Origin of the sequence: Clostridium kluyveri DSM 555 (assembly GCF_000016505.1) — a bacterium.
Classification (GTDB): domain Bacteria; phylum Bacillota; class Clostridia; order Clostridiales; family Clostridiaceae; genus Clostridium_B; species Clostridium_B kluyveri.
Genome location: NC_009706.1, coordinates 2,973,698 through 2,998,461, shown reverse-complemented (window position 1 = coordinate 2,998,461; position 24,764 = coordinate 2,973,698). Strand labels below are relative to the sequence as shown.

The 24,764-nt window shown below is 29.0% G+C and carries 23 protein-coding genes, 2 tRNA genes and 2 riboswitches; of the genes, 16 read left to right on the top strand and 9 right to left on the bottom strand.

Annotated features, from left to right (window positions below; all coding sequences use genetic code 11):
• Nucleotides 1–26: 26 nt before the first annotated feature.
• The 5 genes from CKL_RS14340 to CKL_RS14320 all read right to left on the bottom strand — a co-directional run bounded on the left by CKL_RS14340 (nucleotide 27) and on the right by CKL_RS14320 (nucleotide 4,525).
• A complete protein-coding gene (locus tag CKL_RS14340) occupies nucleotides 27–935 on the bottom strand; it encodes an IS3 family transposase (RefSeq protein WP_242649470.1) in 909 nt (302 codons plus the stop codon).
• A 17-nt stretch (nucleotides 936–952) separates the two neighbouring features.
• Entirely contained in the window at nucleotides 953–1,282 is a 330-nt protein-coding gene (locus CKL_RS20940) for a transposase (protein WP_011989064.1), read from the bottom strand.
• Between the two features lie 68 nt (nucleotides 1,283–1,350).
• Nucleotides 1,351–1,788: a type I restriction enzyme HsdR N-terminal domain-containing protein gene (locus tag CKL_RS14330; protein ID WP_012103280.1), complete on the bottom strand. Its 438-nt coding sequence runs from the start codon at nucleotides 1,786–1,788 to the stop codon at nucleotides 1,351–1,353.
• Nucleotides 1,789–1,965: 177 nt separating this feature from the next.
• On the bottom strand, nucleotides 1,966–2,820 hold the full coding sequence (locus CKL_RS14325; protein WP_012103278.1) for a tetratricopeptide repeat protein: 855 nt from the start codon (nucleotides 2,818–2,820) through the stop codon (nucleotides 1,966–1,968).
• Between the two features lie 82 nt (nucleotides 2,821–2,902).
• Complete coding sequence (locus CKL_RS14320; RefSeq protein ID WP_012103277.1) at nucleotides 2,903–4,525, bottom strand: cell wall-binding repeat-containing protein; 1,623 nt, start codon at nucleotides 4,523–4,525, stop codon at nucleotides 2,903–2,905.
• Nucleotides 4,526–4,729: 204 nt separating this feature from the next.
• On the opposite strand from CKL_RS14320, the gene CKL_RS14315 reads away from it, so the two are divergent.
• The 4 genes from CKL_RS14315 to CKL_RS14300 all read left to right on the top strand — a co-directional run bounded on the left by CKL_RS14315 (nucleotide 4,730) and on the right by CKL_RS14300 (nucleotide 7,860).
• Entirely contained in the window at nucleotides 4,730–5,665 is a 936-nt protein-coding gene (locus tag CKL_RS14315) for a DUF932 domain-containing protein (RefSeq protein WP_012103276.1), read from the top strand.
• Between the two features lie 68 nt (nucleotides 5,666–5,733).
• A complete protein-coding gene (locus CKL_RS14310) occupies nucleotides 5,734–6,666 on the top strand; it encodes a YqaJ viral recombinase family nuclease (protein ID WP_012103275.1) in 933 nt (310 codons plus the stop codon).
• 94 nt (nucleotides 6,667–6,760) lie between these two features.
• Nucleotides 6,761–7,612, top strand: a complete 852-nt coding sequence (locus CKL_RS14305) for a hypothetical protein (protein WP_012103273.1) — start codon at nucleotides 6,761–6,763, stop codon at nucleotides 7,610–7,612.
• A gap of 56 nt (nucleotides 7,613–7,668) precedes the next feature.
• Nucleotides 7,669–7,860 carry a hypothetical protein gene (locus CKL_RS14300; RefSeq protein WP_041700837.1) on the top strand — a complete coding sequence of 64 codons (192 nt, stop codon included), beginning with the start codon at nucleotides 7,669–7,671 and terminating at the stop codon, nucleotides 7,858–7,860.
• A gap of 11 nt (nucleotides 7,861–7,871) precedes the next feature.
• Here the strand turns inward: CKL_RS14300 and CKL_RS14295 are convergent, their stop codons facing one another.
• Nucleotides 7,872–8,201: a helix-turn-helix domain-containing protein gene (locus tag CKL_RS14295; RefSeq protein ID WP_012103271.1), complete on the bottom strand. Its 330-nt coding sequence runs from the start codon at nucleotides 8,199–8,201 to the stop codon at nucleotides 7,872–7,874.
• Nucleotides 8,202–8,355: 154 nt separating this feature from the next.
• On the opposite strand from CKL_RS14295, the gene CKL_RS14290 reads away from it, so the two are divergent.
• From CKL_RS14290 to CKL_RS14260, 6 genes are all read left to right on the top strand, one after another.
• On the top strand, nucleotides 8,356–8,955 hold the full coding sequence (locus CKL_RS14290; RefSeq protein WP_012103270.1) for a hypothetical protein: 600 nt from the start codon (nucleotides 8,356–8,358) through the stop codon (nucleotides 8,953–8,955).
• A 359-nt stretch (nucleotides 8,956–9,314) separates the two neighbouring features.
• On the top strand, nucleotides 9,315–10,043 hold the full coding sequence (locus CKL_RS14280) for a hypothetical protein (RefSeq protein ID WP_012103269.1): 729 nt from the start codon (nucleotides 9,315–9,317) through the stop codon (nucleotides 10,041–10,043).
• A 999-nt stretch (nucleotides 10,044–11,042) separates the two neighbouring features.
• Complete coding sequence (locus CKL_RS14275; RefSeq protein ID WP_012103268.1) at nucleotides 11,043–12,497, top strand: hypothetical protein; 1,455 nt, start codon at nucleotides 11,043–11,045, stop codon at nucleotides 12,495–12,497.
• A gap of 194 nt (nucleotides 12,498–12,691) precedes the next feature.
• Entirely contained in the window at nucleotides 12,692–14,110 is a 1,419-nt protein-coding gene (locus CKL_RS14270) for a DNA primase family protein (RefSeq protein WP_012103267.1), read from the top strand.
• Between the two features lie 208 nt (nucleotides 14,111–14,318).
• Nucleotides 14,319–14,522, top strand: a complete 204-nt coding sequence (locus tag CKL_RS14265) for a helix-turn-helix domain-containing protein (RefSeq protein WP_012103266.1) — start codon at nucleotides 14,319–14,321, stop codon at nucleotides 14,520–14,522.
• 78 nt (nucleotides 14,523–14,600) lie between these two features.
• Entirely contained in the window at nucleotides 14,601–15,779 is a 1,179-nt protein-coding gene (locus CKL_RS14260; RefSeq protein WP_012103265.1) for a tyrosine-type recombinase/integrase, read from the top strand.
• 136 nt (nucleotides 15,780–15,915) lie between these two features.
• Here CKL_RS14260 and CKL_RS14255 read toward each other — a convergent pair.
• Both CKL_RS14255 and CKL_RS14250 read right to left on the bottom strand, forming a co-directional pair.
• A tRNA-Trp gene (locus CKL_RS14255) sits at nucleotides 15,916–15,991 on the bottom strand.
• Nucleotides 15,992–16,001: 10 nt separating this feature from the next.
• Nucleotides 16,002–16,088 (bottom strand) — tRNA-Leu (locus CKL_RS14250).
• A 166-nt stretch (nucleotides 16,089–16,254) separates the two neighbouring features.
• Nucleotides 16,255–16,356: riboswitch (TPP riboswitch) on the top strand.
• Nucleotides 16,357–16,422: 66 nt separating this feature from the next.
• On the opposite strand from CKL_RS14250, the gene thiD reads away from it, so the two are divergent.
• The 5 genes from thiD (at nucleotide 16,423) to CKL_RS14225 (ending at nucleotide 22,562) form a co-directional block, all read left to right on the top strand.
• Nucleotides 16,423–17,223 (top strand): bifunctional hydroxymethylpyrimidine kinase/phosphomethylpyrimidine kinase, encoded by an 801-nt coding sequence (gene thiD / locus CKL_RS14245; protein WP_012103264.1) that lies wholly within the window; start codon nucleotides 16,423–16,425, stop codon nucleotides 17,221–17,223.
• A 66-nt stretch (nucleotides 17,224–17,289) separates the two neighbouring features.
• Nucleotides 17,290–18,099, top strand: a complete 810-nt coding sequence (thiM, locus tag CKL_RS14240; protein WP_012103262.1) for a hydroxyethylthiazole kinase — start codon at nucleotides 17,290–17,292, stop codon at nucleotides 18,097–18,099.
• A complete protein-coding gene (gene thiE, locus CKL_RS14235; protein WP_012103261.1) occupies nucleotides 18,090–18,701 on the top strand; it encodes a thiamine phosphate synthase in 612 nt (203 codons plus the stop codon). The genes thiM and thiE overlap by 10 nt, the downstream gene beginning before the upstream one ends.
• 187 nt (nucleotides 18,702–18,888) lie before the next feature.
• A complete protein-coding gene (locus tag CKL_RS14230) occupies nucleotides 18,889–19,917 on the top strand; it encodes a 3-deoxy-7-phosphoheptulonate synthase (protein WP_012103260.1) in 1,029 nt (342 codons plus the stop codon).
• A 158-nt stretch (nucleotides 19,918–20,075) separates the two neighbouring features.
• Nucleotides 20,076–22,562 (top strand): MBL fold metallo-hydrolase, encoded by a 2,487-nt coding sequence (locus CKL_RS14225; RefSeq protein ID WP_172634768.1) that lies wholly within the window; start codon nucleotides 20,076–20,078, stop codon nucleotides 22,560–22,562.
• 44 nt (nucleotides 22,563–22,606) lie between these two features.
• Here the strand turns inward: CKL_RS14225 and CKL_RS14220 are convergent, their stop codons facing one another.
• Nucleotides 22,607–23,500 (bottom strand): D-alanine--D-alanine ligase, encoded by an 894-nt coding sequence (locus CKL_RS14220; RefSeq protein WP_012103258.1) that lies wholly within the window; start codon nucleotides 23,498–23,500, stop codon nucleotides 22,607–22,609.
• Nucleotides 23,501–23,690: 190 nt separating this feature from the next.
• A riboswitch (SAM riboswitch) is annotated at nucleotides 23,691–23,796 on the top strand.
• A 77-nt stretch (nucleotides 23,797–23,873) separates the two neighbouring features.
• Between CKL_RS14220 and CKL_RS14215 the strand changes: the two genes are divergently transcribed.
• Nucleotides 23,874–24,689 (top strand): MetQ/NlpA family ABC transporter substrate-binding protein, encoded by an 816-nt coding sequence (locus CKL_RS14215; protein WP_012103257.1) that lies wholly within the window; start codon nucleotides 23,874–23,876, stop codon nucleotides 24,687–24,689.
• Nucleotides 24,690–24,764 lie beyond the last annotated feature (75 nt).

Here is a 24,764-nt window from a genome sequence, read left to right as displayed (position 1 = left end):
TAATAAATTCTTCATTTCTATTAAATTTAGACCCTTATTTGAATGTTTGTTAGGTTTTCTTCAAAATAAAGGTTATAAAATTCATGTGGAGCCATAAATCTTAAACTTGAATGTAATCTCCTATTATTGTAGAATTCCATAAATTCATTTACTATTTTGTATGCTTCTCCATAGCTTTGAAATTCATTAATTTTTAAACACTCATCCTCAAGTATTCTGTGAAATGATTCTACATGTGCGTTTTTATTTGGCGTCTTCACTGGTATTCTCTCATGTTCAATTTTAAGTTCTTCACAGCATTCATCAAATTTATGACTTATAAACTGGGGTCCGTTGTCTGTTCTTATTACTGGCTTTTTAGAGTCTTCCTCAAACAAGTTTCTTCTTATTAAGCACTTCCTCAGTAGTGCTGCAGCATCTTTAGCCTCACAGTGTAAACCCATGTGGTAATCTATAATGCTCCTATCAAAGATATCAATTAAATTTAGTAAGTAGAAGAATTTATCCTCACCTTCTATATAGCCATATTTTATATCCATTTCCCATAGTTGATTTGAGCCTGTTATAGTTCTGTTAATTGCAATATTTCTCTTTATTTTAGTTCTAATTATTCTCTGATCTTTAAGTATTCTGAGCTCTTTGCAAAGCCGATAAACCTTCTTATGATTAATCACAAGATTACAATATTTTCTTAAATGGTAAGTTATTTTTCTATATCCATAGTTAATAGCATCCCCGTCAATGGCCTCCAAAATAAATTCCTTAATCTGATCATCGCATACTTTCTCACCATCTCTGTTTATACTATATCCTTTTGGCTTTCCACCTTTAGGCCTAGTCTTTTCTTTGCCTTCTACACTTAAATTATAGTAATATGTTGATCTTCCGAGTTTAACTACTTTAAGTACAAATACTGCATTGTATCCTTGCTCTATATACTTTTTAGCTATTTCTACTTTTTCCTTAATTGAGGGTTTGATTTTTTTATTAAATCTCTAAGAATTGCTATTTCTAAATCTTTTTCTCCTAACAATTTTTTTAGATGATCATTTTCTTTTGTTACCTCTGTCAGCTCATTTTCAAGTTCTTTTTCTCCCTCAACTAAAGCTTTTCTACCAGGCTTAATTTTAATCTCATCCTTATCCTTAGAATTCCTTATCCACGTAAATATAGTTGATTTTGAGAGCCCATGTCTCCTTGATACCAGTGAAACATTTCCTACTTCTTTCACTTCTCTTAATACCTCTTCTTTTAATTCTTTCGTATAACTTTTTCCTTTCATAGTTTACCTCCAATCACTTTCTACATTATAATAAATATAGATGTAATGGTCCAAACCTATTTAGGGGCTTAAGAGATTAAATATTTTACATAACCTTTTGATTTGTCTTCATTAGCAGCTCTTTCAAAAAGTTGTGTTTTTATAGAGTCTTCATAGTATTTATCATAATCTTGTTCAGACTTTAGTTCAAAAATTGCATATGGTGTTTTATCCTGTCTGTAAACTATGATATCAATTTTACTTGAAGTCTTTTTATAAGGATGCCCAATGATTCTATTAAATTCAAAATCTATTATCTCCTTTTTATTTTTGTATCCATATTTTTTAACTAGATCGTAAAATAATGCTGCCCTTATCTTTTCTTCTTCGTCAGCTAAATTATCAGTAAAATTTTGAGCTATGTAAGTAATTTCATTATCTTTTATTTGAAAAAGTTTATTTTTTATGCCATCTTCTAATAATTTAACTAATTCGGATGGACAGTTATCTAATTGTATATTTTTCATTTTGAACCCCCATTATGGTTATATATGTTATAAATTCAATTATTCATAATATATTATTACAGTATAGTTATTATAACATATTGTATATAAGGACTATAATAAAGCTTAATATTACGTGAATGATTATAGTAAAGGTTGTTATATTCTACTTCATTTGACCCAAACTTTTATTGATTACTAATCTTGTAAATCCCAAGAAGACTTTCCTAAAGGAGCAAGAATTTCATCCATCTCATCATAACTAAGTGTTTTTTTATTTGTATAATCTAAACATAATAATTTCACACTTTGACTTGGAGTATTTCTTGCATATGTTATCCCATAATAAGTAACTCCATCAATAACCCAAGGTTTTCCTACATGTAGATTGGCAATCATGCTAGTATCATTTTGAAAAATATTACTTATTACATACTGTTTAACTTCCTCTGATGTAGATGTATTACTACTAGTTGTCTGTGCAACTTGAACAGTTTGATTATTTTGTTGTTCTTTTTCTAAGGTATCAATATTTTCTTTCAATTTTTGGGCTTCTATATTATTAGAATCCATTTTAAGTATACTGTTTATGTATTCAGTGGCTTCATTATATTTGCTATTTTTAATAGCATTATTAGCTAAGTCTATATTTTTTGATATAAGGCTCTTTTTACATTCCTGAATTTTCTTTTGGGCATTACTATATGACTTATCATATTCCTTAGCTATTTTTTGGAATTGTTGTATTGCTCCTTCATAATCCTTATTATTCATCAAATTCAATCCACTATCATAAATACTTTTAACTGTTTTTAAATTTTCAGCTAATTTCATACTTCTCTTGATATTAGGATCATTTTTATAATCTAAGGATTGTTCAAATATAGCTATTGCTTTATCATATTCACCAGAATTCATATATTTATTTGCTTGAGTTATTAGATTATTATATGATTGGTTTTTATTATATTTATTTATTCCAAATCCAAATACTATTAATGCCAAGAGTATTAATGATGGTATGGCGATTTTTTTAAATTTATATTTATTCATTCAGACTTTCCCCTTTATTTCTAATTTTAATTTAATCACCCTGTACTTTAATCAGGGCGATTATTATTAATTTTAGTAAATTTTATTTATTAATTTTCGTCTTTGACATTATATAAAAACTACCTGCTCCATTAGGTTTAAGAACATACTGGTATTTATCAAGATTATTTACATCAGTGGTAAATGTATAATCATAGCTATTAGTTTCTGCATTATAACTTCTTGATCCTATATTTATGCCATTATAAAAAATATCATTACCACCAGTCATGGAATAAGAGTCTATTGCAGTAACATAGTAGTTACCATTATTTTCATAGGCATTTGTAATTATTTCTATAGGGCCTCTATCAAAGTCACCAGGAGTCCATGTGAATTTCTGTTCTCCTTCCAGCCATCTAGGATCATTCTTAAGACTGGAATAATCCCCATCTCTAGGGAGGACAATATCAGGATTTATTTTTTTTCTTGCAATTGATTCTATGCCATCCAAATCTGTATATGAATTAATACCTTCATAAGTAATATTTTCTGCTTTATAATAAAATGACTGGATTATCCAATCTCTATTTATATTTTCACCAGATGTAAATTCTGGAATTGTGGATTGAGAAAAAGCATCTGAAAAATAATTTTCAATAGAATTTATTGTTGACTTATCTAAATTTTTACCTATGTTACTATTTTCAGTATTAGGATTTGTTATAGAATTTATTATAGAATTTGGTATGACACTAGTTCCGCCAACTGCATTAATGTCAGTTTTATCTCTATCTACAACATTATTTATATATTCTATTGCCTTAGCTGTATCAGGTGAATTTTCACTGTCAATTAATACAAGAGGTGCTGAGTATTTCCCAGCTAACACCGATGCCACCAATGCATCTGCATAGCCATTTCCTGATGCATTTGCAAAATACAATTTATCATTTTTTAAATCTGATTTATATGCATCTAAGATTCTTAAATTAGTATCAAATCTACTAGAACCTCCATCTATTCTACCGGATGCTTGAAGTTCTGTATATGTATCATTGTTTATTACATTTTTTGTCCCAATAACTGTAACATTGGGTTTATTTGATTTTATGAAATCAGCTGCTGGTCTAATAGACTCAATGCTATTAGCAGATAAGAGTAAAATTTCACCTTTTACAGCTGCTATAGGAGCCGCAGATAAAGCATCAGAAAATCCTTCGCCACTTACAATTATTACATTATCAGCTTTTATTCCATTATTTTTGACTAACTCATTTGCTACAGCTGCATTTGTTTCATATCTATTTTTGCCACTTAATTCTACTAAGTTATAAGATTTTTTTAGTTCATCACGTATAGATTGCGGTACAGAAGCCTCTCCCCCTATAACATATATATTTTTGGGATTTAATGTATCTAATGCAGATTTAGTATCTATACTGAGACTAGAAGTACTAGTTAAAAGTATAGGTGCATCTAATGTCTTTGCAAGTACTGATGCACTTACAGCATCTGCATAACCTTCACCGCTTACAAGTACTACATTATCACTGTTTGTCCAATTGCTTGTGGCAACTTGTGATGATGTAGCATATCTACTTTCTGCACCTAGTCTCGTTACTTTTCCTGCATCTGCTTTAGCTGATGTTAACGTTAAAGTTGTGGTCAATACCAAAGATGTAAGAGTAGAACTTACAAATACTTTCTTCATTTTTTTATTCAAGTTAATCTCCCCCTTAAAACAATTATTATTATATATATTTCTACAATTATATTGTTTTTCCTTCATATATATATTGTACCAATTTTAAAATGTATTTTTATGGTCTATGCTTGACTGAATAACAATTGTCTTTCATAAAAAATTCAAATATATATTATATCTATGAATAACAATAAATATATATTTGAAAGGAAGTCGATTATTATGTCAGCAAATGTAGAAACTATGTTTTATGTAAGAGAAACCCCTTGGCATGGGCTAGGAACAAAAGTAGGGGAAGCTCTATTTTCCCAGAAAGCCTTGGAATTGTCAGGACTTAATTGGAATGTAATTCAAAAACCTATCTATACCAGTGACAATATTCTTATATCCAATTATAAGGTTAATATTAGAGAAAGTGATGACAAAGTTTTAGGTGTTGTAACTGACAGATATAAAATAGTTCAAAATAAAGAAGCTTTTTCTTTTACAGACAGCTTAATTGGCGAAGGCTGTAAATATGAAACGGCAGGAAGTCTACAAAATGGTAGGAAGGTATGGCTTCTTGCCAAACTGCCGGATAAGTATAAAATTCTTGATGATGAGGTAACCCCTTACATGGTATTTTCAAACAGTCATGATGGCACTGGTGCTATTAAAGTTGCCATGACTCCTATTAGAGTTGTATGTAATAATACTTTGAACCTAGCTCTTTCCAATGCCAAGAGAATATGGTCAACTATTCACACAGGGAATATTAGCAGTAAACTCAATGAAGCTATGAAAACACTACTTCTTGCGGAAAGTTACATGGAAAATCTTGATTATGAAGCTCACTATCTAAGCAGAAAAACTATAAGTGATGAAAAAGTATTGGAATTTATAGAATTACTTTTGCCTTTACCTGACAATGCAAGTAAAACTCAAGAAAAAAATATAAATCTATTAAGGGATGACATGAAATTGAGGTATTTTGATGCTCCTGACCTGATAGACCTGCCTAAAACATCTTGGAGATTTGTAAATGCTGTATCTGATTTTGCAACTCATATTAATCCTTTGCGTAAAACTAAAAATTATAAAGAAAATTTGTTTTCTAAGACTATTGATGGCAATCCCCTTATAGACAGAGCCTATGCACTTGTAGAAAGTATTGTATAAATATCAGTACTTTCTATTTTTATCTAATGAAGTCTCTTATTATTTGTATGGGAAAAGGGGTTTTTGTTATGACTAAACTACTTATAGGTACTAAGAACATTTCAAGAGAGGATTGGTTAAACTTTAGAAATAAAGGTATTGGTGGCAGTGATGTTGCAGCTTTATGTGGCATAAATAAATATAAGTCATCAGTTGAACTTTGGATGGAGAAAACAGGACAAATTAAGCCTAAAGAAAGTGGCGAAGCTGCTTACTGGGGTACAAAGATGGAACCTATAATACGTGAGGAATTTACTACTAGAACTAATCTTAAAGTAAATATCGTAAATTCCATATTAAAACATGAGAAATATGATTTTATGCTTGCTAATATAGATGGCATTGTCTATGATACTAAGTTTGGTAACTGTATATTTGAAGCAAAAACAGCTTCAGCTTTTAAACAAAGTCAGTGGGAGAAAAGTATACCAGAAGAATATATGCTTCAAATCCAGCACTATATGGCAATAACAAATTTCAAGGCCGCTTATATTGCTGTTTTAATTGGAGGTAATCAGTTTATATATAAGTTTATAAGAAGAGATGAAGAATTAATTGATATGATAATAAAGATCGAAAATGATTTTTGGAATCATGTATGTGCAAATACCCCACCTAAAATTGATGGCTCTGAAGCTTCTACAGAACTTTTAAACAGACTTTATCCAAGCTGCATGGAAAATAGTAAAGTTATACTTCCTGATGAAGCTTTAAATATTTTAAGTCAATACAACCTTTACAAAGAAAAGGAAAAGGAAGTTTCTGAAATAAAAAATGAAGCGGCAAATAAATTAAAGTCTATGATTGGAGATAATGAAACCGCTGTAGTTAAAAATTGGATTATTACATGGAAAACTGTATATTCTGAAAAGCTTGACTCAAAAAAATTAAAGAAAGAAGAACCTGAGCTTTACAAAAAATATGCTGTTAAATCCAGTTTCAGGAGGCTTAATATAAAATAAATATTATGAAAAAATAATGCTAATTGTGAGAAATGAGATTTTATAATTAGCATTTCTATTTATTTAAAAATGTGAAATGGAGGTGTCATATCAAATGTCAGATCTTAAATATAAATTGGCTAAAAAGATAAATACAATTGAAGACGATGATTCTATAAACAATACTGAATCTATTAGAAAGGACACTAATAATGTAATTACGCTCAATAGTACTGAAAGTAATAAAAGTATTTCTATTGTACCTGATTTTGCTATAACCCTTAATGATGCCAAGAATAGAGTAGAGTTGCTTCAAAGTTTTGTTAAAGAAATGATGATTATAAATATAGATTATGGTTTTATACCCAACTGCTCTAAACCTTCGCTATTTAAATCGGGTGCTGAAAAACTCTGCGATATTTTTGGCTTTTCTAAAAAAATTGAAATCTTGAACAGGGTTGAAGATTGGGAGAAAGCCTTATTTCATTATGAAATAAAAACCATATTAATTAATAAGAAAACAGGTCTAATTGAAGCAGAGGGAATAGGCAGCTGTAATAATAGGGAAAGAAAATATAAAAACCAAGACGGTTACAGTATTGTAAATAATATATTAAAGATGGCTAAAAAAAGAGCTTTTATAGATGCAGTTTTATCTGCCACCCGTTCAAGCGGATTGTTTACTCAAGATATGGAAGATAATTTGTTACCATTAAATAATGGTAATGATGATAAAGATATTACTAAAATACAAAGCAATAATACCAATGGTTCAGCGGAAACAAAGTATCTCCAAAATAAAAAATATCATTATGAGCTTATTTCAATTATAAAAGAAAATAATATACCAACCAGTGAAATAAAAGAACTTATTAAAAAGAGATACAAAGTATCTCAAATTAAACAGCTCTCATCACCACAAATATGTGATTTTATAAAATATCTAAATATTTATAATATGATTTAGGCAGAAAATGGTTTCCTACCTAAATTCAAATAAAAATTAAATTAGAGGTGTTCTATATGAAAAAATTGAATTCCAGTGTAACTATAAACATAGATATTGTAAATACAGAGCTAATGCTAGAAATTAATGTAACTTGTACAGAACTTTCATTATCTTTAGAACAATTTATTACTTATGCCATTAATAAACTACTTTATGATATAAAATTTGTCCATAATCTAAAATTTGTTAATAATGATATCCAATAAATAATAAGTTTTTATGCATCATCCATATGAGAGAGCATAACTTTTAATACATCTAAGGCCATTTGCTTTTGCTTTATATTTCTGCCCTGTAATAATTGTTTAATTTGGTCTATAAAATTATCATTTTCCATATTTACTGAATCCTTTAAGAGATAGTCAACTGTTACACCCAATCTTTTTGTAATTCTGATCAATGTATCAAGTGTGACACTTTTTTCTCCTCTTTCTATCTGTCCCACATAAGAACTACTTACATCAACATCCTCTGCAAGTTTTTCCTGAGTTAATCTTAATTTTAATCTTTCTTCTCTTATTCTCTTTCCTAAAGCAATATAATTCATTCATCTACCTCCACTTATAATTTAGTGGTAGTAGATGATATATTTAATATACTATATGTATTATTTATATTGACTAATAGTTGTATTTTGTTATAATATTTTACAAGATGGTTAATTATTCATTAAAATTTTACAAATTTAAGGAGTTGTTATTATGTCTAAAATGAAATTGTGTAAAACATGTCAAAAAGAGATTGCTAGATCAGCAAAAATTTGCCCTCACTGTGGAGCAAAAAATAAAAGATCAAAATTAAAAACTTTTGCTATAGGTGCTATTATATTTATAATTTTTATAGCTGTTATAGGTGCTTTAGATTCTTCAAATACTTCAAAAACTAATTTAGTTGATGTAGTGAAAACAGGTTACCTTGGAAACTATAAATCAGTTTCAATAGGACAAGTGTTAGAAAAAAGTTTCACTGAATCTACATGGGATTCATTTGAATCTAAAGGCAAAAACATAGTTGAAGTTATACTAAAGGATACTAGCAGTGGCAGAACTAGGACAGCAAAAATTCAATTTGCTGTTGAAAAAGATAATACTTTTAATATTGTATTTTTTAAAACTGATTCTGGTACTTCTATAGATCCTTCTTCTGTAAGTTCCTATGGAATGGATGCCTATACAACAAAAGCATTTTTAGATACGCTTTATGATGAATACGGAAAACATTTTGATGAATCTGTAGTTGGTGATTTTGAGGATAATAATGATACTCTCTCTGGTACACCTAGTAGTAAATATAAAAAATAAGTATTATTCCTTAAATATAGATAATAGCTAAAAATTAATGTTTAAATTTAATACATAAGGAGGATGCATAAATGATCATATTGGCATATATAATTGTTGCATATTGTTGTCTCACATCTTTACAGAATAAATTAGGTATCTTTTACTTTGGTACATTTAATAATTATTTCTTTAGTAAACTGGTTATTGCTCTATTTTTAGGATGGATTGTTATTCCTGTATGGATCATATCAAAGCTAATGGGTAAATTAGGATGATAAGTTTAGATGGAATTAAATCAAATTTATTTTACATAAGTGATGTGACAAGGCATTTATATAATGGTTTCTTTCTAAAGATAATAAAAGGGGATTTTATAAATGAAAAAAAACAAAAAAATATTTTATTCAATTATAGCATTAATATTATTAGTGCTTATAGCAGTGGGAGTTTATATTGCTCAGAAAAGATATTATGAAGCAAAGGCTATAGAAAATACTAGGTTTATAACTATAATAAAAAATTCAGAATTAAATACAGTAGCAATTAATCTTAGAAACTTAGTAGATACTACAATGAAGGATGTAGTATGGAGACAATCTAATATTAAAGATGACAAGTACTTTGTTACTTGTACAGGAGATTATCATGATATAAACGTAAGAATGGATTTTTATATACATGAAGGAGAAAAGTCGAATAAGATAATATTCGATAAAAATAGATTTTATATCCATAAAGAAGGAAAAATAGTAAATAACAAATATGCGTTATATATTATAGGTTCTGACTTTATGGACAAAAAGAATATGGCATTACCATCTGATTTTAAAGCAGCAAGAGATATGTCTATAATCTTAGCTAACAATATGCCTATGAGTAGATATGAAATAGATTATGATGTATTTGCAAAAACAATGGATAATGTGGAAAATTTAGATGGATTATCCGCGTATAGAATTGGATTAGCTTTAAATGAAGTCATGAATCAGTACAATGCTAATAATTCAAATGAAAGTATAGTACCACAAAAAAAAGATAGTATACCGTCAGAGCAAACTTCTGATGACATATATGAAAATGATCCAGAATTAAATGAATATGATTAAGTAAAGGGAGGAGAAATCCTGTCCTTTATTTTTTGTCTATTACGGATATTTACACAAATCAAAATTTTCTATGACCCTATATAGGTGATTGCGATGCATTCGCAATATATATCAAATATATAATATATAATTATAATTTAATGATAATTACTATACAATAATTATTATGCAAGCATATTTTAAGCCTATAAAAGTTTTGTGACGTATTAGCTACTAGTAGAAATTCAATTTATAAGACATTGAATACTGGTAAAATTAAAGTTTTCAAAACATTATGTACAAAATATCCAAAGTATTAGTAGAGTAATATATTGGGATAAAGCAAGTTTTTGTTTTTTTATTTGTCATGACAAATTGAATTGTCACAATGCTATATAAGAGAAATAAACTCTATTTGTATAAGTATCTATAATTATATTTAATAAAAATCCATTATTTATTTTTTTACAATATTAACATATAGATAAATACTTAATGTTAAGTAAAGGCGCAGCCTTTACTTTTTTTAGGGGGAAGGGACAAAAGAATCGGAAAATCTATAAGATTTTCCGATTTGTCCCTTCCCCCTAAGACCCCCATCCCTCATTTAATTAATATTTTTGTATATATGATACATTTATTTATAAGATGGCACTAGAATAGGTTTTGGCTTTATGCAACCGTGAGGATTAATATTTTTTTCAACTGCAATATATTATGACAAATTGTTTTTGTTACTACTAATAACATTGCTCTTCTTGATATTATGTAAGAAGATATATTTTTTAATCCTGCTTTTACCTGATGTGTTAGGGTTTAATCAGAACACACAAAATAAACTTTCAATATTTTTCTTAAATTATAATCATACTACCTTGGCAACGTATTTTTATATTCTTTGCTTGTTTTTTACAATGTGTAGTAAATCACAAAAACACGTTATTTATTTCCTAACTTACTCTTTGGTATAATTACTTTTATATGCAATGTTTAAATTAAATAAGATTGAGGGTGATAAATATGTTTTTGAAATTAGATCATATTTCCGAAGAGAAGTTAAGTTACGATAAAGATATACTTTTAGAAACAATGTTAATCAATAAAGATAATATAGAAAAAGATATTATGAGATTAAGAGATTGTGATATAAATATTATTTTAGAAAATATACATGATATTTGTTTAAAGCATTTAAGGAACTACCGCTTAGAACTCAAAGATTACTTTCCAAAGATAAGTGATGATTTTTTTTTATCAAATCAAATATATATTGCTGGCTTGAAAGAGAGATTATCAAAATATCTATTAAAAAATAGTAACTTGAATCTGTATTTATCTTATGATCCTAAGTACTCTATTAAAAATACTATATCATTTAATAAATCGTGCAAAAACTATTTTTCTGCATGTAATTCAATTTTAGAAGAAAATATGATTAACAGTAAGATTTCTAATTTACGCACTACATTTAAAGAATTTAGGAAAGTAGATAATCTCCTATATGACCATGATATATTTTATAAGAAAGGGGATATTAAGAAAAATGAATGTTATGAAATTTATAGTTGTTTATCCAATATATTTATATATACACTAGAAAGATGGAATAAATGTAAATATAATTATACTCGCTTTGAAAGAAACTATACTTTTAAATATATTAGAAATTTCTATGATTCTTTTTTAAGAAATAACTTGGATTTAAAAGAATTATATTTTTTTGAACGTATATATAATATAAACTATAGTTTTTGGTTATATTTTAATTCAAAAATTTTTCTAAAAGACCTAGTATCAACAGATGAAGTATCTATATTATTTGATTCATTACTACCAGTAATATATCTTCCTAATGTATTTGAAAACTATGATATTTCATATGTTTTTATTAAGTTATATGAAGATCCTTATAGATTTAAAGATATTGATGAATTCAAAAATGGTGTTAAGAGATTTTGTTTTGATTTTGGTTTTTATTTTATACCTTTATATAATATGCTATATTCAAATATTTTATATAGTTATTGTAAATTTAATAAAAATGACATCCATGACTTTATTAACACAAGTGATTACCTCAAGGGTGAAATGAGAGAGTATAAAGAGCGTTATAATAATCCAATTAATCCATATAAGTATACCTATCATAAAGATTATGTCAAGTATAATAAAAATCTTTTCAAAGAAGGGAATTTAAATAAAAGTAAAATACTTAAATTAAGTATTGGTTGGATTACAACCAATTTTGATATTAGTTTATTTAATAAAACATTGATATTTAATGGAATAGGTAAGTTCAATAAAAATATACTCTCATCTATTATTTTAAATAATCATGAGTACCAGAAAAATTTAAAAAAATTTATTTTATCAATTTTAAATAGTGAAAATATACAATGGGTGTATAATTTAGGTATAAAAGAAAATGAGTCAAGTAAAAAGTTAAAATTTTATTATAAAAAAATTAAACGATGACAGATGCAAATATAGCATCTGTCTATTATTTTATAATTATATAGTTTAAAATATCACATTTAAAATATTATATTTTAGAGGATTTTTAAATGATAAATTTAAGCTTATTATTAAACTATAAAATTTAACAATAAGGAACAAGTTTAATAAACTTATTTTTGTACCTTAATTGTAAAGAAGGGATGATTGTTAAAATGGAAAATATAACTGCTAATAATAAACTGTATGATATTCACAATAATCTTCTTAGAAGTTCTAAAGATCCAAGAATAAATATTGAAAATGTAAAAAATATGATTATGAAAAAAATGAATTTTATTAATATGGATAAGTTACGCATTTATGAATTTACAGCTGGCTGTTATAGGGCATTATCAAGAGACAATACGCTTATTGAAATAAATAAATACATTCCTAATAATATAAGAAGTTTTATAGAACCCTCAGATTTAAGAAAATTATATGAGGCAATAAGATTAGAGCCTAGTATTCAATTTAATCCAGAATTAGTACCAGACAATAAATATTTAATAAATTGCCATAACGGAGTTTTAGATTTTAATACCCTATCCAATGGAAAACCCATTATAATGTATCATAATGAAATATACCGTTTTATAAATTGTGTGCAAGCTAATTATAATCCTAATTATTCTATTAATAATTCTTATTTTGAAAGGTTTATTGTAAATATTACAAAAGGTGATAATCAACTTATAATTTTAATACAAGAGATCCTAGGATACATTTTTTCCAATTTTAACAACGCAAAAAAGGCATTTATATTATTTGGTGAATCTAACTCGGGTAAAAGTGTTTTTTTAAGGGTCATAGCTAGTATATGTGGCGAGGAAAATGTATCCAATGTTCCTTTGCAAAATTTATCTGATGAAAAATATGTGGCAAAATTGTATGGTAAATTAATTAATATCTATAGTGAACTTCCTGACAAAGAAATAATTGATACTGCAACATTTAAGTCACTTGTGAGTGAAACAGATAAGGTTAATGCTAGAAAATTATTCAAAGCTCCTTTTTCATTTTACAATAAATGCAAGTTGATATTTGCAACAAATAATCTACCAGAAATAAAGACACCTTCATATAAGGATAATTTAGCATTTTTTAATAGACTGATACTTATTCCTTTTCAAGTTAGTATTCCAGAAAATTATCAAGATAAAAATTTAATTTATAAACTTCTTTATGAAAAAGATCTTATTTTTTCATGGGCAGTTGATGGACTTATACGATATATCAAAAATGGATTCAAATTTTCAGGATGTCATGCATCCACATCATTACTAAATAGTTACATGAACAATAGCAATTCTATGTTGTCATTTATAAATGAAATGTGTTTATTAGACAGAAATAGTTATGTACATTTTGATAAATTAGTAGGGGCCTATGCCGAGTACTGTAAAAATAATTTTTTGGATACAACTACGACTAAGGATAAGCGCCAATTGAAAAATATTTTAAAACAAAAATATAAGTTAATATATAAGAGATTAAATCGAAAGGATGGGAATAAATATGGTTTTGAAGGATTAAGGTTATTAGAAAATCATGATGATATGATTTATGGAACTATGGAACAAAGTAGCTAAGGACATTAATAATGCTGCTTATAAGGTAAAAATATAAAAATATGTTAGGAACATGTTCTAATTATATTTGGAATACATCTTTATTAGGGAGAGCATAAAATACTATCTTAAATAAAGAGAGGTGTTAGGTTAATCTAACAGCAGAGAATATCTTGGTAAATCAATTGAAAATAGTCATATATTATAAAAATGAGGAGGTAGTTTATAAATGGAATTATCATTATATACTGTGAAAGAAGTTTCAAATATTTTAAAATGTTCGCCAGCAAAGGTATATGAATTAGTTAGACAAGCTAAAATCAAACCAGTTACAAGAGTTGGAAAGAAGATATTAATACCTGTAATATCTTTGAACAGTTTTATTTTAGGAAAATCGGTTGAAGAACTATTAAAACTTAAATCCATTGATTAGAATATTTTAAATTATTTAAGTGTGTTTATTATTAAACATGCTTAAATAATAATTTTTATGTAGTACGGAGGTTTTAAAATGGAAGGCTCAATTAAAAGTAGGAAATTAAAAAATGGTAAAATAGTGTATGATATTATAGTTGATTTGCCAAGAAAATCAGATGGCTCAAGGAATCAGCTAAGGAAAAGAGGTTTCAAGAGTAAAAAAGAAGCTCAATTATATATTGCAGATGTAATTATGAAATCATCAAATGGGTATAATTTTTCGGGGGATAAAATTTTATTGAAAGAATATTTAAAGAGATGGCTTAAAACCGAAGGTTCTTCACTCTCTCCCTCTACACAAAAGCGTTATAATGAATTTTGTGTTCACATAAGTAATCATCTTGGAGAAATTCCTATCAGTAAACTTACAGGCTTACAAATAAAAGAATTTTATAAGAATCTTGAACAACCTCAAGTATATTCAAATTTTAAAAAGGGGCTTAGTAGATCGACTATACTAAAGGTGCATAGGATGCTGCATAAAGCCCTTACTGATGCTGTACGTGATGGAACTATAGATAGAACTGTTATATCCAATATAAAATATGGCAGTGTAGAAAAAACGGAAACAAAGGTATGGGATAATTCAACCTTTTATTCCTTTCTAGATAAAATAAAAGAGGAATTAATATATTTACCTGTACTTCTAGCATTTGAAACTGGGTTAAGACAATCGGAAATCACAGGTCTTAAATGGGAGGATATAGACATAAATAAAAAACTACTTACAGTAAAACGCAATTATGGATATGATGCTTTAAAAAAGAGTTTAAGTGATAAAAAGACTAAAACTAAAAGTTCTCTGAGAGTAATTAATTTGTTTGATAACACAATTGAAAATTTAAAGAAACAAAAACAGCAGCAACGTCTTAATAAATTATTGTATGGCAAAGCATACATAGAAAGTGGATATATTTGTACTACATCAAATGGGAATCCTATTAATCCACTTTATATAAGTAAAAGGTTTGCTCAATTAGTAAAAAAGCATAATTTTAAGAAAATAAGATTCCATGACCTTAGACATTCTCATGCTACTATGTTATTGAAAGAAAATGTTCATCCTAAAATTGTAAGTCAACGTCTAGGGCATAGTTCAATAGCAATTACACTTGATACTTATACTCATGTTTCAACTGATATAGAAAAAAATGCTTTATTGTCTGCTAATGAAAAAATATCCCAATATATTGAAGAAAAAGAATCAAATTAAGTGATTCTTTTTCTATTTGAGAATTTATTCTTATATCCGTGACCAAATTGTGACCAAAAAGCATTTTTAAAGAATATAGTTATAAGTAAATTAAAATTAAAAGTCAGTAGAACCGTTGATTCTACTGACTTTTCTTTGGCAGGGGCAGTAGGAATCGAACCCACAACCAACGGTTTTGGAGACCGCTACTCTACCAGTTGAGCTATACCCCTATATTATATTTGGTGCCGAAGGCGGGACTTGAACCCGCATGCTGTTGCCAGCGACGGATTTTGAGTCCGTTGCGTCTGCCAATTCCACCACTTCGGCATAAGCATTTAAGTAACTCTCAAAGTTACTAATATAATATATCATGATATGTATTTTGTGTCAATATATATTAAAGTTTTCAGATAATAATTTTAACATATTTTTACGATATCGAATTTATTACTTGAAAATTTTAATTACTGTAGTAAAATAAAAGTAAAATATAATAGTTTTGTGGGGGTGCTTGTAAAAGCTGAGAAGAAATATTTCTAACCCTTTGAACCTGATCCAGGTAAAGCTGGCGTAGGGAAACAATATTGTATAGTCTTATAGGCTTTTTAAGTGTATGTTTTTCTGCATACACTTTTTATTTTTATAAATGGAGGTGTTTTAAATGAAAAAGGTATTGACAATTGCAGGTTCTGATAGTTCAGGAGGAGCTGGCATACAAGCAGACTTAAAAACTATGAGTGCTCTTGGAGTATATGGCATGAGTGTAATTACTGCTGTTACAGCACAAAATACCATTGGGGTACAATCTGTTATGGATGTGAATCCGGAAATAGTAGAAGCTCAGATAAGAGCTGTATTTGATGATATAGAAGTAGATGCAGTAAAAATTGGTATGGTTTCAAATAGCCGCACTATATCTATAATACAAAAGCTCTTGGTGGAATATAAGGCTGAAAACATAGTATTGGATCCTGTAATGGTATCAAAAAGCGGATACTTTCTTCTAAAGAAGGAGGCCACAGAAGCTATAAAAGACATAGTGAAAATTGCAGATGTTGTGACTCCAAATATTCCAGAAGCGGAAGTGCTTACTGGACTTAAAATAGAAAGTAGAGAAGATATGGAAAGAGCAGCTTTTAAAATAAAAGAATTAGGAGCGAAAAGTGTACTTGTGAAAGGCGGGCACAGGTGTAATGATGCAAATGATATCTTATTTTATGATGATAACATATTAAACTTGAATGGGAATAGAATAAATACTAAAAATACTCATGGTACGGGATGCACTTTATCTTCTGCCATAGCGTCTTATCTTGCCAAGGGTTACAGCATTGATAAGTCTGTACTTATCTCGAAAGAATATATAACCAAAGCTATAGAGAATTCATTTGATTTAGGAAGAGGGGTTGGTCCTGTGGGACATTTTATTGAAATTTATAAAAAAGCGGGTATAAAATTTTAAATATTAAAAATAAAATACAATATTAATTAATACTTGATCTTTAAATATGAAGGAGGATAATAACTTATGAATGATTTAAAATTGGATAAGGTTTCAAAGGTATTGAAAGAAGTTAGAAAAAGTGTGCCTCTTGTACACTGTATTACTAATTATGTAACTATAAATGATTGTGCTAATATTTTATTGTCTTATGGTGCTTCACCTGCCATGTGCGAGGCTTATGATGAAGTTTTTGATTTTGTCAAAATATCCTCTGCTTTATATATAAATATAGGAACTTTTACTAGAGAACAGGAATCTTCTGCAATTTTGGCAGCTGTGTCTGCAAAAACACATAATATTCCGGTAGTATTAGATCCGGTGGCTTGTGCTGCCATACCAAAGAAGATTCAGTTTATAGATAAACTATTCAAAGTAGGAAGAGTTGACGTGATAAAAGGAAATATAGGAGAAATTAAATTTTTGGCAGGAGAAACCTCAAATGTAAAAGGAGTGGATTCCTTAGAGGATGGAGAAGGTGCCTTGGAGTGTTCTCGGATTTTGTCTGAAAAATATAACTGTGTAGTTGCAGCTACAGGAAAAAAAGATTTTATAGTACAGGGAAAAAATAGTGCAATAATTGAAAATGGGACAGAAATGCTAACGAACATAACAGGAGCAGGATGTATGCTTGGAGCGCTTTGTGCTGCTGCCTGCGGAGCTTTTGAAGACAAATTTATGGCTGTTGTAGGGGCCATACTTTCCATAAATATAGCAAGTGAAGAAGCCTATAAGGAAGCTAAAGCTCCAGGAAGCTTCAGAGTAAAGCTTATAGATTGTATATATGAATTAAGTGAAGAAAAATTGAAAAAGGAAGGTAAGATAGCATGGAATTAGATTATAGTTTATATCTAGTTACAGATAGAAATGTTTTAAGGGGAAAATCTCTTTATGAGGCTGTAGAACAAGCCATTTTAGGTGGGGTTACCCTGGTGCAGTTAAGAGAAAAAGACGCTTCTACAAGAGAATTCTATGAGCAGGCATTGGAATTAAAAAAAATAACTGAAACTTATAATATTCCTTTGATAATAAATGACAGATTAGATATAGCACAAGCGGTAGATGCAGAAGGAGTACATCTTGGACAAAGTGATATGCCCTTAGTTGCAGCCAGAAACATACTGGGTAAAAATAAAATAATAGGAATATCTGTAGGAAATGTAGAGGAAGCTTTGGAAGCAGAGAAAAATGGTGCAGATTATGTTGGAATAGGAACAATATTTTTTACAGGAACTAAAAAGGATATAGACATTCCCATAGGAATAGAGGGACTAAAAAGTGTATATAATAGCATAAATATACCTGCAGTTGCAATTGGAGGTATTAATGAGAATAATTTTAGGGAAGTGTTGTCTACAGGAATTGATGGCATTTCTGTTGTGTCTGCCATCTTAGGGAAAAATGATATAAAGGCTGCGGCTAAAGCTCTGCATAAATAATATTTTTGTTGACTCATATATATAAAAGCTTATACTTTAAATATAGAAGCTATCAAGTAAATATTAGAAGAATTTATTCAGAGGCCAGGATTTCCTATCTTTTATTTTCAGCAATCCGGGATGTGAGTCCCGTAGTGGCCTTGGGATAAATCTAATTAGGATACTTTAAGAAAGGAAAGTAAAGAATATGAGTATGAAATTTATTAAAAAAATGCCCACTGCAGAGGAGATAATAGAGGAAATGCCTTTATCAAAGCATCTAAAGGAAGTTAAAAAAAATAGGGATGAAGAAATAAAAAAAGTTTTTTCAAATGAAAGCAGTAAATTTCTCCTTATAATAGGACCTTGTTCTGCAGATAATGAAGATTCTGTTTGTGAATATATAGGCAAGCTTGCAGGGGTACAGGAAAAGGTAAAGGACGTTATAATTATTATTCCTAGAATTTATACAAATAAGCCAAGGACTACAGGAGAAGGATACAAGGGAATGGCACACCAGCCAGATTTAAATAAAAAACCGGATTTGATTGCAGGGATAAAGGCTATCAGAAAAATGCACATAAAGTCTTTAAGTGAATACCATATGCCCGCAGCAGATGAAATGTTGTATCCTGAAAATTATACATATCTTGCAGATTTGTTAAGTTATCATGCCATAGGTGCTCGTTCCGTAGAAGATCAACAGCATAGATTTACTGTAAGTGGCATTGATATGCCAGTGGGAATGAAGAATCCTACAAGTGGAGATTTAACGGTGATGTTAAACTCTATTAAAGCGGCACAACTACATCATACTTTTATATATAATGGGTGGGAAATTGAAACTAGTGGAAATCCAATGGCTCATGCTGTATTAAGGGGAGCTGTAGACTCCTATGGAAGAAATATTCCAAATTATCATTATGAAAATTTAGTTATACTATCTAGAAGATATGAGGAAAAACAATTGCTAAATCCTTCTATTATTATTGATACCAACCATGCAAACTCCATGAAGCGCTATAAAGAACAACCTCGAATTGCAAGGGAAGTGCTTATGAGTAGAAAATATGATACATCTCTTAAGCATATGATAAAGGGATTTATGATTGAAAGCTATCTTGTGGAAGGAAATCAACATATAGATGAAGGTGTATATGGAAAATCTATTACAGATCCATGTTTAGGGTGGCAGGATACAGAAAAACTTATTTATTATATTGCTGAAAATATGTAAACATACTTGTTCTTTGACAATAATTTAAATTAATCATTTTGAATAATATAAACATATATGTTAAAATGTTATATAAAACATCTTCGGGTTGATTATGAATAGATGAAACATATTTAAAATATAATTATATTTACTGGAAGAGGGAGATGATGTATAATATGAACATTTCATTTTTAGGGGGAGCTAGAGAAGTAGGTGGAAGTTGTATACTTGTTAAAATATATAATAGAAATATATTAATGGATTGTGGTATAAGACAGAGCTCATCTAAAGATGCTCTTCCAGATTTCAAATCAATTCAGGAGCAGGGAGGCATAGATGCTATAATTATAAGTCATTCTCACATGGATCATATAGGCTCTTTGCCTATAATAAGTAAAGAATATCCATTAGCTAGAATATATGCTACTAAGATGACAAAAGATTTGATGAGGGTACTTCTTTATGATAGTTTGAAAATTATGAATAATAGAGAAGGGGAAATTCCCCTATATGCAGAATCAGATGTTAAAAATATGCTAAATAGTATATTTCCCATAAATTATATGGTGGAATTTCCTATTTTTCAGGATGTAAAACTTACATTTTATATGGCGGGACATATAGCAGGAGCAGCCTGTGTTTATGTTACTACTCCAGAGGGTTCGCTGTTTTATTCTGGAGATTTTTCCGTGTTTTCACAAAAAACTGTAGAAGGGCTAAAAGTTCCAAGGTTAAGACCGGATGTAGCAATTTTTGAGGCTACCTATGGAGATAGACTGCATTCAAATAGAGAAGTGGAAGAAGAACGTCTTATAGATATTATAAATGAATGTAAAAGAAAAAAAGGGAAAATGTTGATTCCGGCTTTTGCTCTTGGCAGATCCCAGGAAGTATTGCTTACCATAAAAAAGGCACTGAATAAAAATATATTAAAGGATATTAAGGTTTATGTAGATGGTATGATAAGGGATATAAATAGAACTTATAAGTTAAACCCACTATACCTCAAAAATTCCTTGGGAAAGAAAATATTAAAGGGAATTGAACCTTTTTATGATGATAATATAATCCCCATAGATGACAATAAGCTTAGGAAAAAAATATTAGAAGATGATGAATCTTTAATAATAATTTCAAGTTCAGGTATGCTTACAGGGGGATATAGTCAGTATTATGCAGAAAAAATAGCTCCCATGGAAAATGGTTACATAGTTATGACAGGATACCAGGATGAAGAATCTCCAGGAAGAAAACTTCTGGAACTTCTAAAAGAAGAAAAAGATAAAAAATTATATATAAATGAAAAGGTTATCCCTGTAAATTGCAAAGTGAAAAATGTAGGACTCTCAGCTCACAGTGACAAAAGTGAGATAAAATCACTTATAAATTTTTTAAGTCCTAGGAATATATTTATAGTACATGGAAATGAGGACGTGATAGAAAATTTTTGTATGCAGCTTTCTTCAGAAGTAAAGGGAAAAGTGTATGCACCTAAATGCAGTGAAATCTATGATATTAATATAAACAAACCTCGAAAACAATGGAGAAAATCTTTAGATAAAGTTATGAACTGTAATGAAGAACTAGATGAAAATAATTTAAAAAAGTTTTGGGAGTTTGTATCACTTAATTATGGAGAAAGATTGTTTACTCTGGAAGAGATGATTTATATATGGAGCGGAAATAATAAAGAAAGAAGTGCAGCGGAAAATTTTCAAGGAATTATAGTAAATTCTCCTTATTTTGAAAGTGATAATAGAAGATTGTTTCTGTTTAAATGTAAAAGTGAGGAAAAGGTGAAGGAAAATTTAAAAACGAAAGAACTTAAGCCAAATGAACTAAAAGAATTTACTAACAGGTATTTTAAGCATTTTAATCCTAAAAAGTCAAGCTTTATGTATGATGAAAAAAAAGTGATTTTAAATTTTGACTTTCCCTCTACAGTGCATAAAAGTATAAATAATAAAATAGAACAATTTGAAAAAGAAGTGGGCTGGAAGGTGGAAATAAGTGATACTATAAATATAAATGCAGCCTCTGAAATTATAAATAACATTTTAAATGAGGTATCTATAAAAAAAATATCTTATAGGCTGGAGCAGAAACAAGCTATAGTTATGACAAATTCTAAATATATTATAGGAAAAGATAAGATTAAGGAATTCGAAAATACTACAGGGCTTTGTTTATTAGTACAATCTCCAGAGGATGTGGTAAAGGATAAACTGGAGCACATTTGCATAAGAGCTCTAGGTGAATTTGAAACCATGGAGCAAAATAAAGCTTTAAGTTTAATAGGGGAGTTCTTTGATAAAGAGGAGTTTAAGCCTTATAGAAAAAGTATAAAATCATGTAATGATGAAAAACATATAGAACTTTCCTTTATAAGTCCTGTAATTGGAGAAAAATACAAAATACATATTCAAGATTTAGCAAATTTAACAGGATGGAATATCAGTATATCCAGCAGTGCAAATCAAAATGAAATAATAAATATAGCCCTTGATATATGTAAAAGAAAAAATATAAAATTAAAGAAAAATCCTTCTTTTAATAATATAAATTTAAGTTTAGAGTTAAAATTGGAAGATGTGAATGTAGAAGATTTGGATTCTGTAAAATTAGAATTTGAACACAAAACAGGATGCACATTAAAGTGGTAATCCAGGGGAAAACACCATTGTATTCCCCTGATGAAAAAATTTTTTTACATAGAACATTGAATTATTTTATCTAATAGTTCTGTGAAGGATATATTTACCCCATTAGCGCTTTTTGGGAAAAGACTATTTTTTGTAAGTCCCGGCAGAGTATTAAGCTCAAGTACATAGGGAACTTTATCTTTTAATATCATGTCTACTCGGACATAGCCTTTGCATTTGAATAGTTCCCAGCACTTTAGGGATATTTCTTCAATCTTACTTTGAAGTGGTTTTTCAAATTCTACTACTATTTCTTCAGAACCGCCATCTGCATATTTTGAAGTGTAATCAAAGAAAGAACCCTTATTAGGTTTTATGGCAAGTATGGGTAGGGCAGTTCCGTCTAATATACAACAAGTTATTTCGTCTCCTTCTATATATTTTTCAATCATAACTTCCTCATCGTAATTAAAGGCAAGACGAGCAGCTTCTTCTATATCTTCACTCTTTTCTATTATAGTAGTTGCTACACTTGAACCACCGGAATTTGGTTTTACAACTACAGGATACCCCATCTTTTCTAAGTAGTCATAATCAATATTCTCTATGGATTTTATACATATCCATTCTGCTGTATTTATATTGGCAGAATATAGCAGTTTCTTACTTATGTCCTTATCCATACAGATGCCGCTGGTTAAGGGGCTGCAGCCTGAATAAGGTATATCCATGGTTTGGAAAACGGATTGTATTATACCATCCTCACCAAATTTGCCATGAAGAGCAATAAAGGCAAAATCTATATCTTTTACTTTTTCAAATACATCATTTTTCTTATCTATAACAATAGGTACTATTTCATATTTATTTTTATCCATATAGTTTATTATGGATTTTCCTGAATTTAGGGAAACTTCTCTTTCTGAAGATATCCCACCCATTATAATTCCTACTTTCATATCATAATTCCTCCAAAATGAACTTTATTTTCAGGCATTGGGCCTTTTAATATAATAATATACATTTTCATTTAAATGTTAAAGAGCCACAACAGTGGTATTTATATGGGATAGTGGTTTTAAAAAAATGGTATTGACATTATTTTATTGTGTGTTATAATTTATTCTGTAAGTTATGAATTTAATACAAGCTTTATCAAGAGCGGTGGAGGGACTGGCCCTATGAAGCCCAGCAACCAGTATTGTTTTTTAATACATTGGTGCTAATTCCTACAGCTTAAGCTGAAAGATAGGGGATAGTTTGAGGTTTTTAGCTCGAGGTTATCCTCGAGTTTTATTTGTTTTTAATTTAATATTATAAGGGGGAATAAGAATGAAAAGGGTACTAACAGTTATTTTATCATTAATATTTGTTCTTGCATTAGTTGGATGTGGAACACAGAAAAGTGAAGGAAGTACAAGTAAAAGTGAGGATAAAACTACTATAAAGATAGGGGCATCTCCACAACCTCACAAGGAAATACTTGAAAAAGTTAAGCCTATACTGAAAAAAGCAGGATATGATCTTGAAATAGTTGAGTTTACAGATTATGTAACTCCAAATAAGGCATTACAGTCAGGGGAAATAGATGCAAACTTCTTTCAGCACATACCATATTTAGAAGAGTTTAATAAAAAGAACAATACAGACTTAGTTTACGTTGCTAAAGTTCATATTGAACCAATGGGATTTTACTCAAGTAAAATTAAAAGTTTAAGTGAGTTGAAAGATGGAGCGCAAATTGCCATACCAAATGATGCTACAAATGGAGCTAGGGCTTTAAAATTATTGGCTAAAGAAGGACTTATAAAAGTAAAAGATGGGGATACAATATCAAAACTGGATATAACTGAAAATAAAAAGAATTTAAATATACAGGAGGTTGATGCACCACAGCTTCCAAGGATACTAGCAGATGTGGATGGGGCAGTTATAAATACAAATTATGCATTGGAGGCAAATTTAAATCCAACTAAAGATGCCATTGCCATAGAGTCAAAAGATTCACCTTATGCCAATATAATCGCAGTTAAGAAGGAAGATAAGGATAAACCTTATATAAAAGCATTAGCAAAAGCTGTAAATGATGAACAAATTAGAAAATTTATAAATGAAAATTACAAAGGGAGTATAGTTCCTGCATTTTAAGTGAATTTGATGCTGAAAACCCAAATAAATTTAGGGGAAAATAGATAATTTTAACTAAAACCACCTCATAGAATA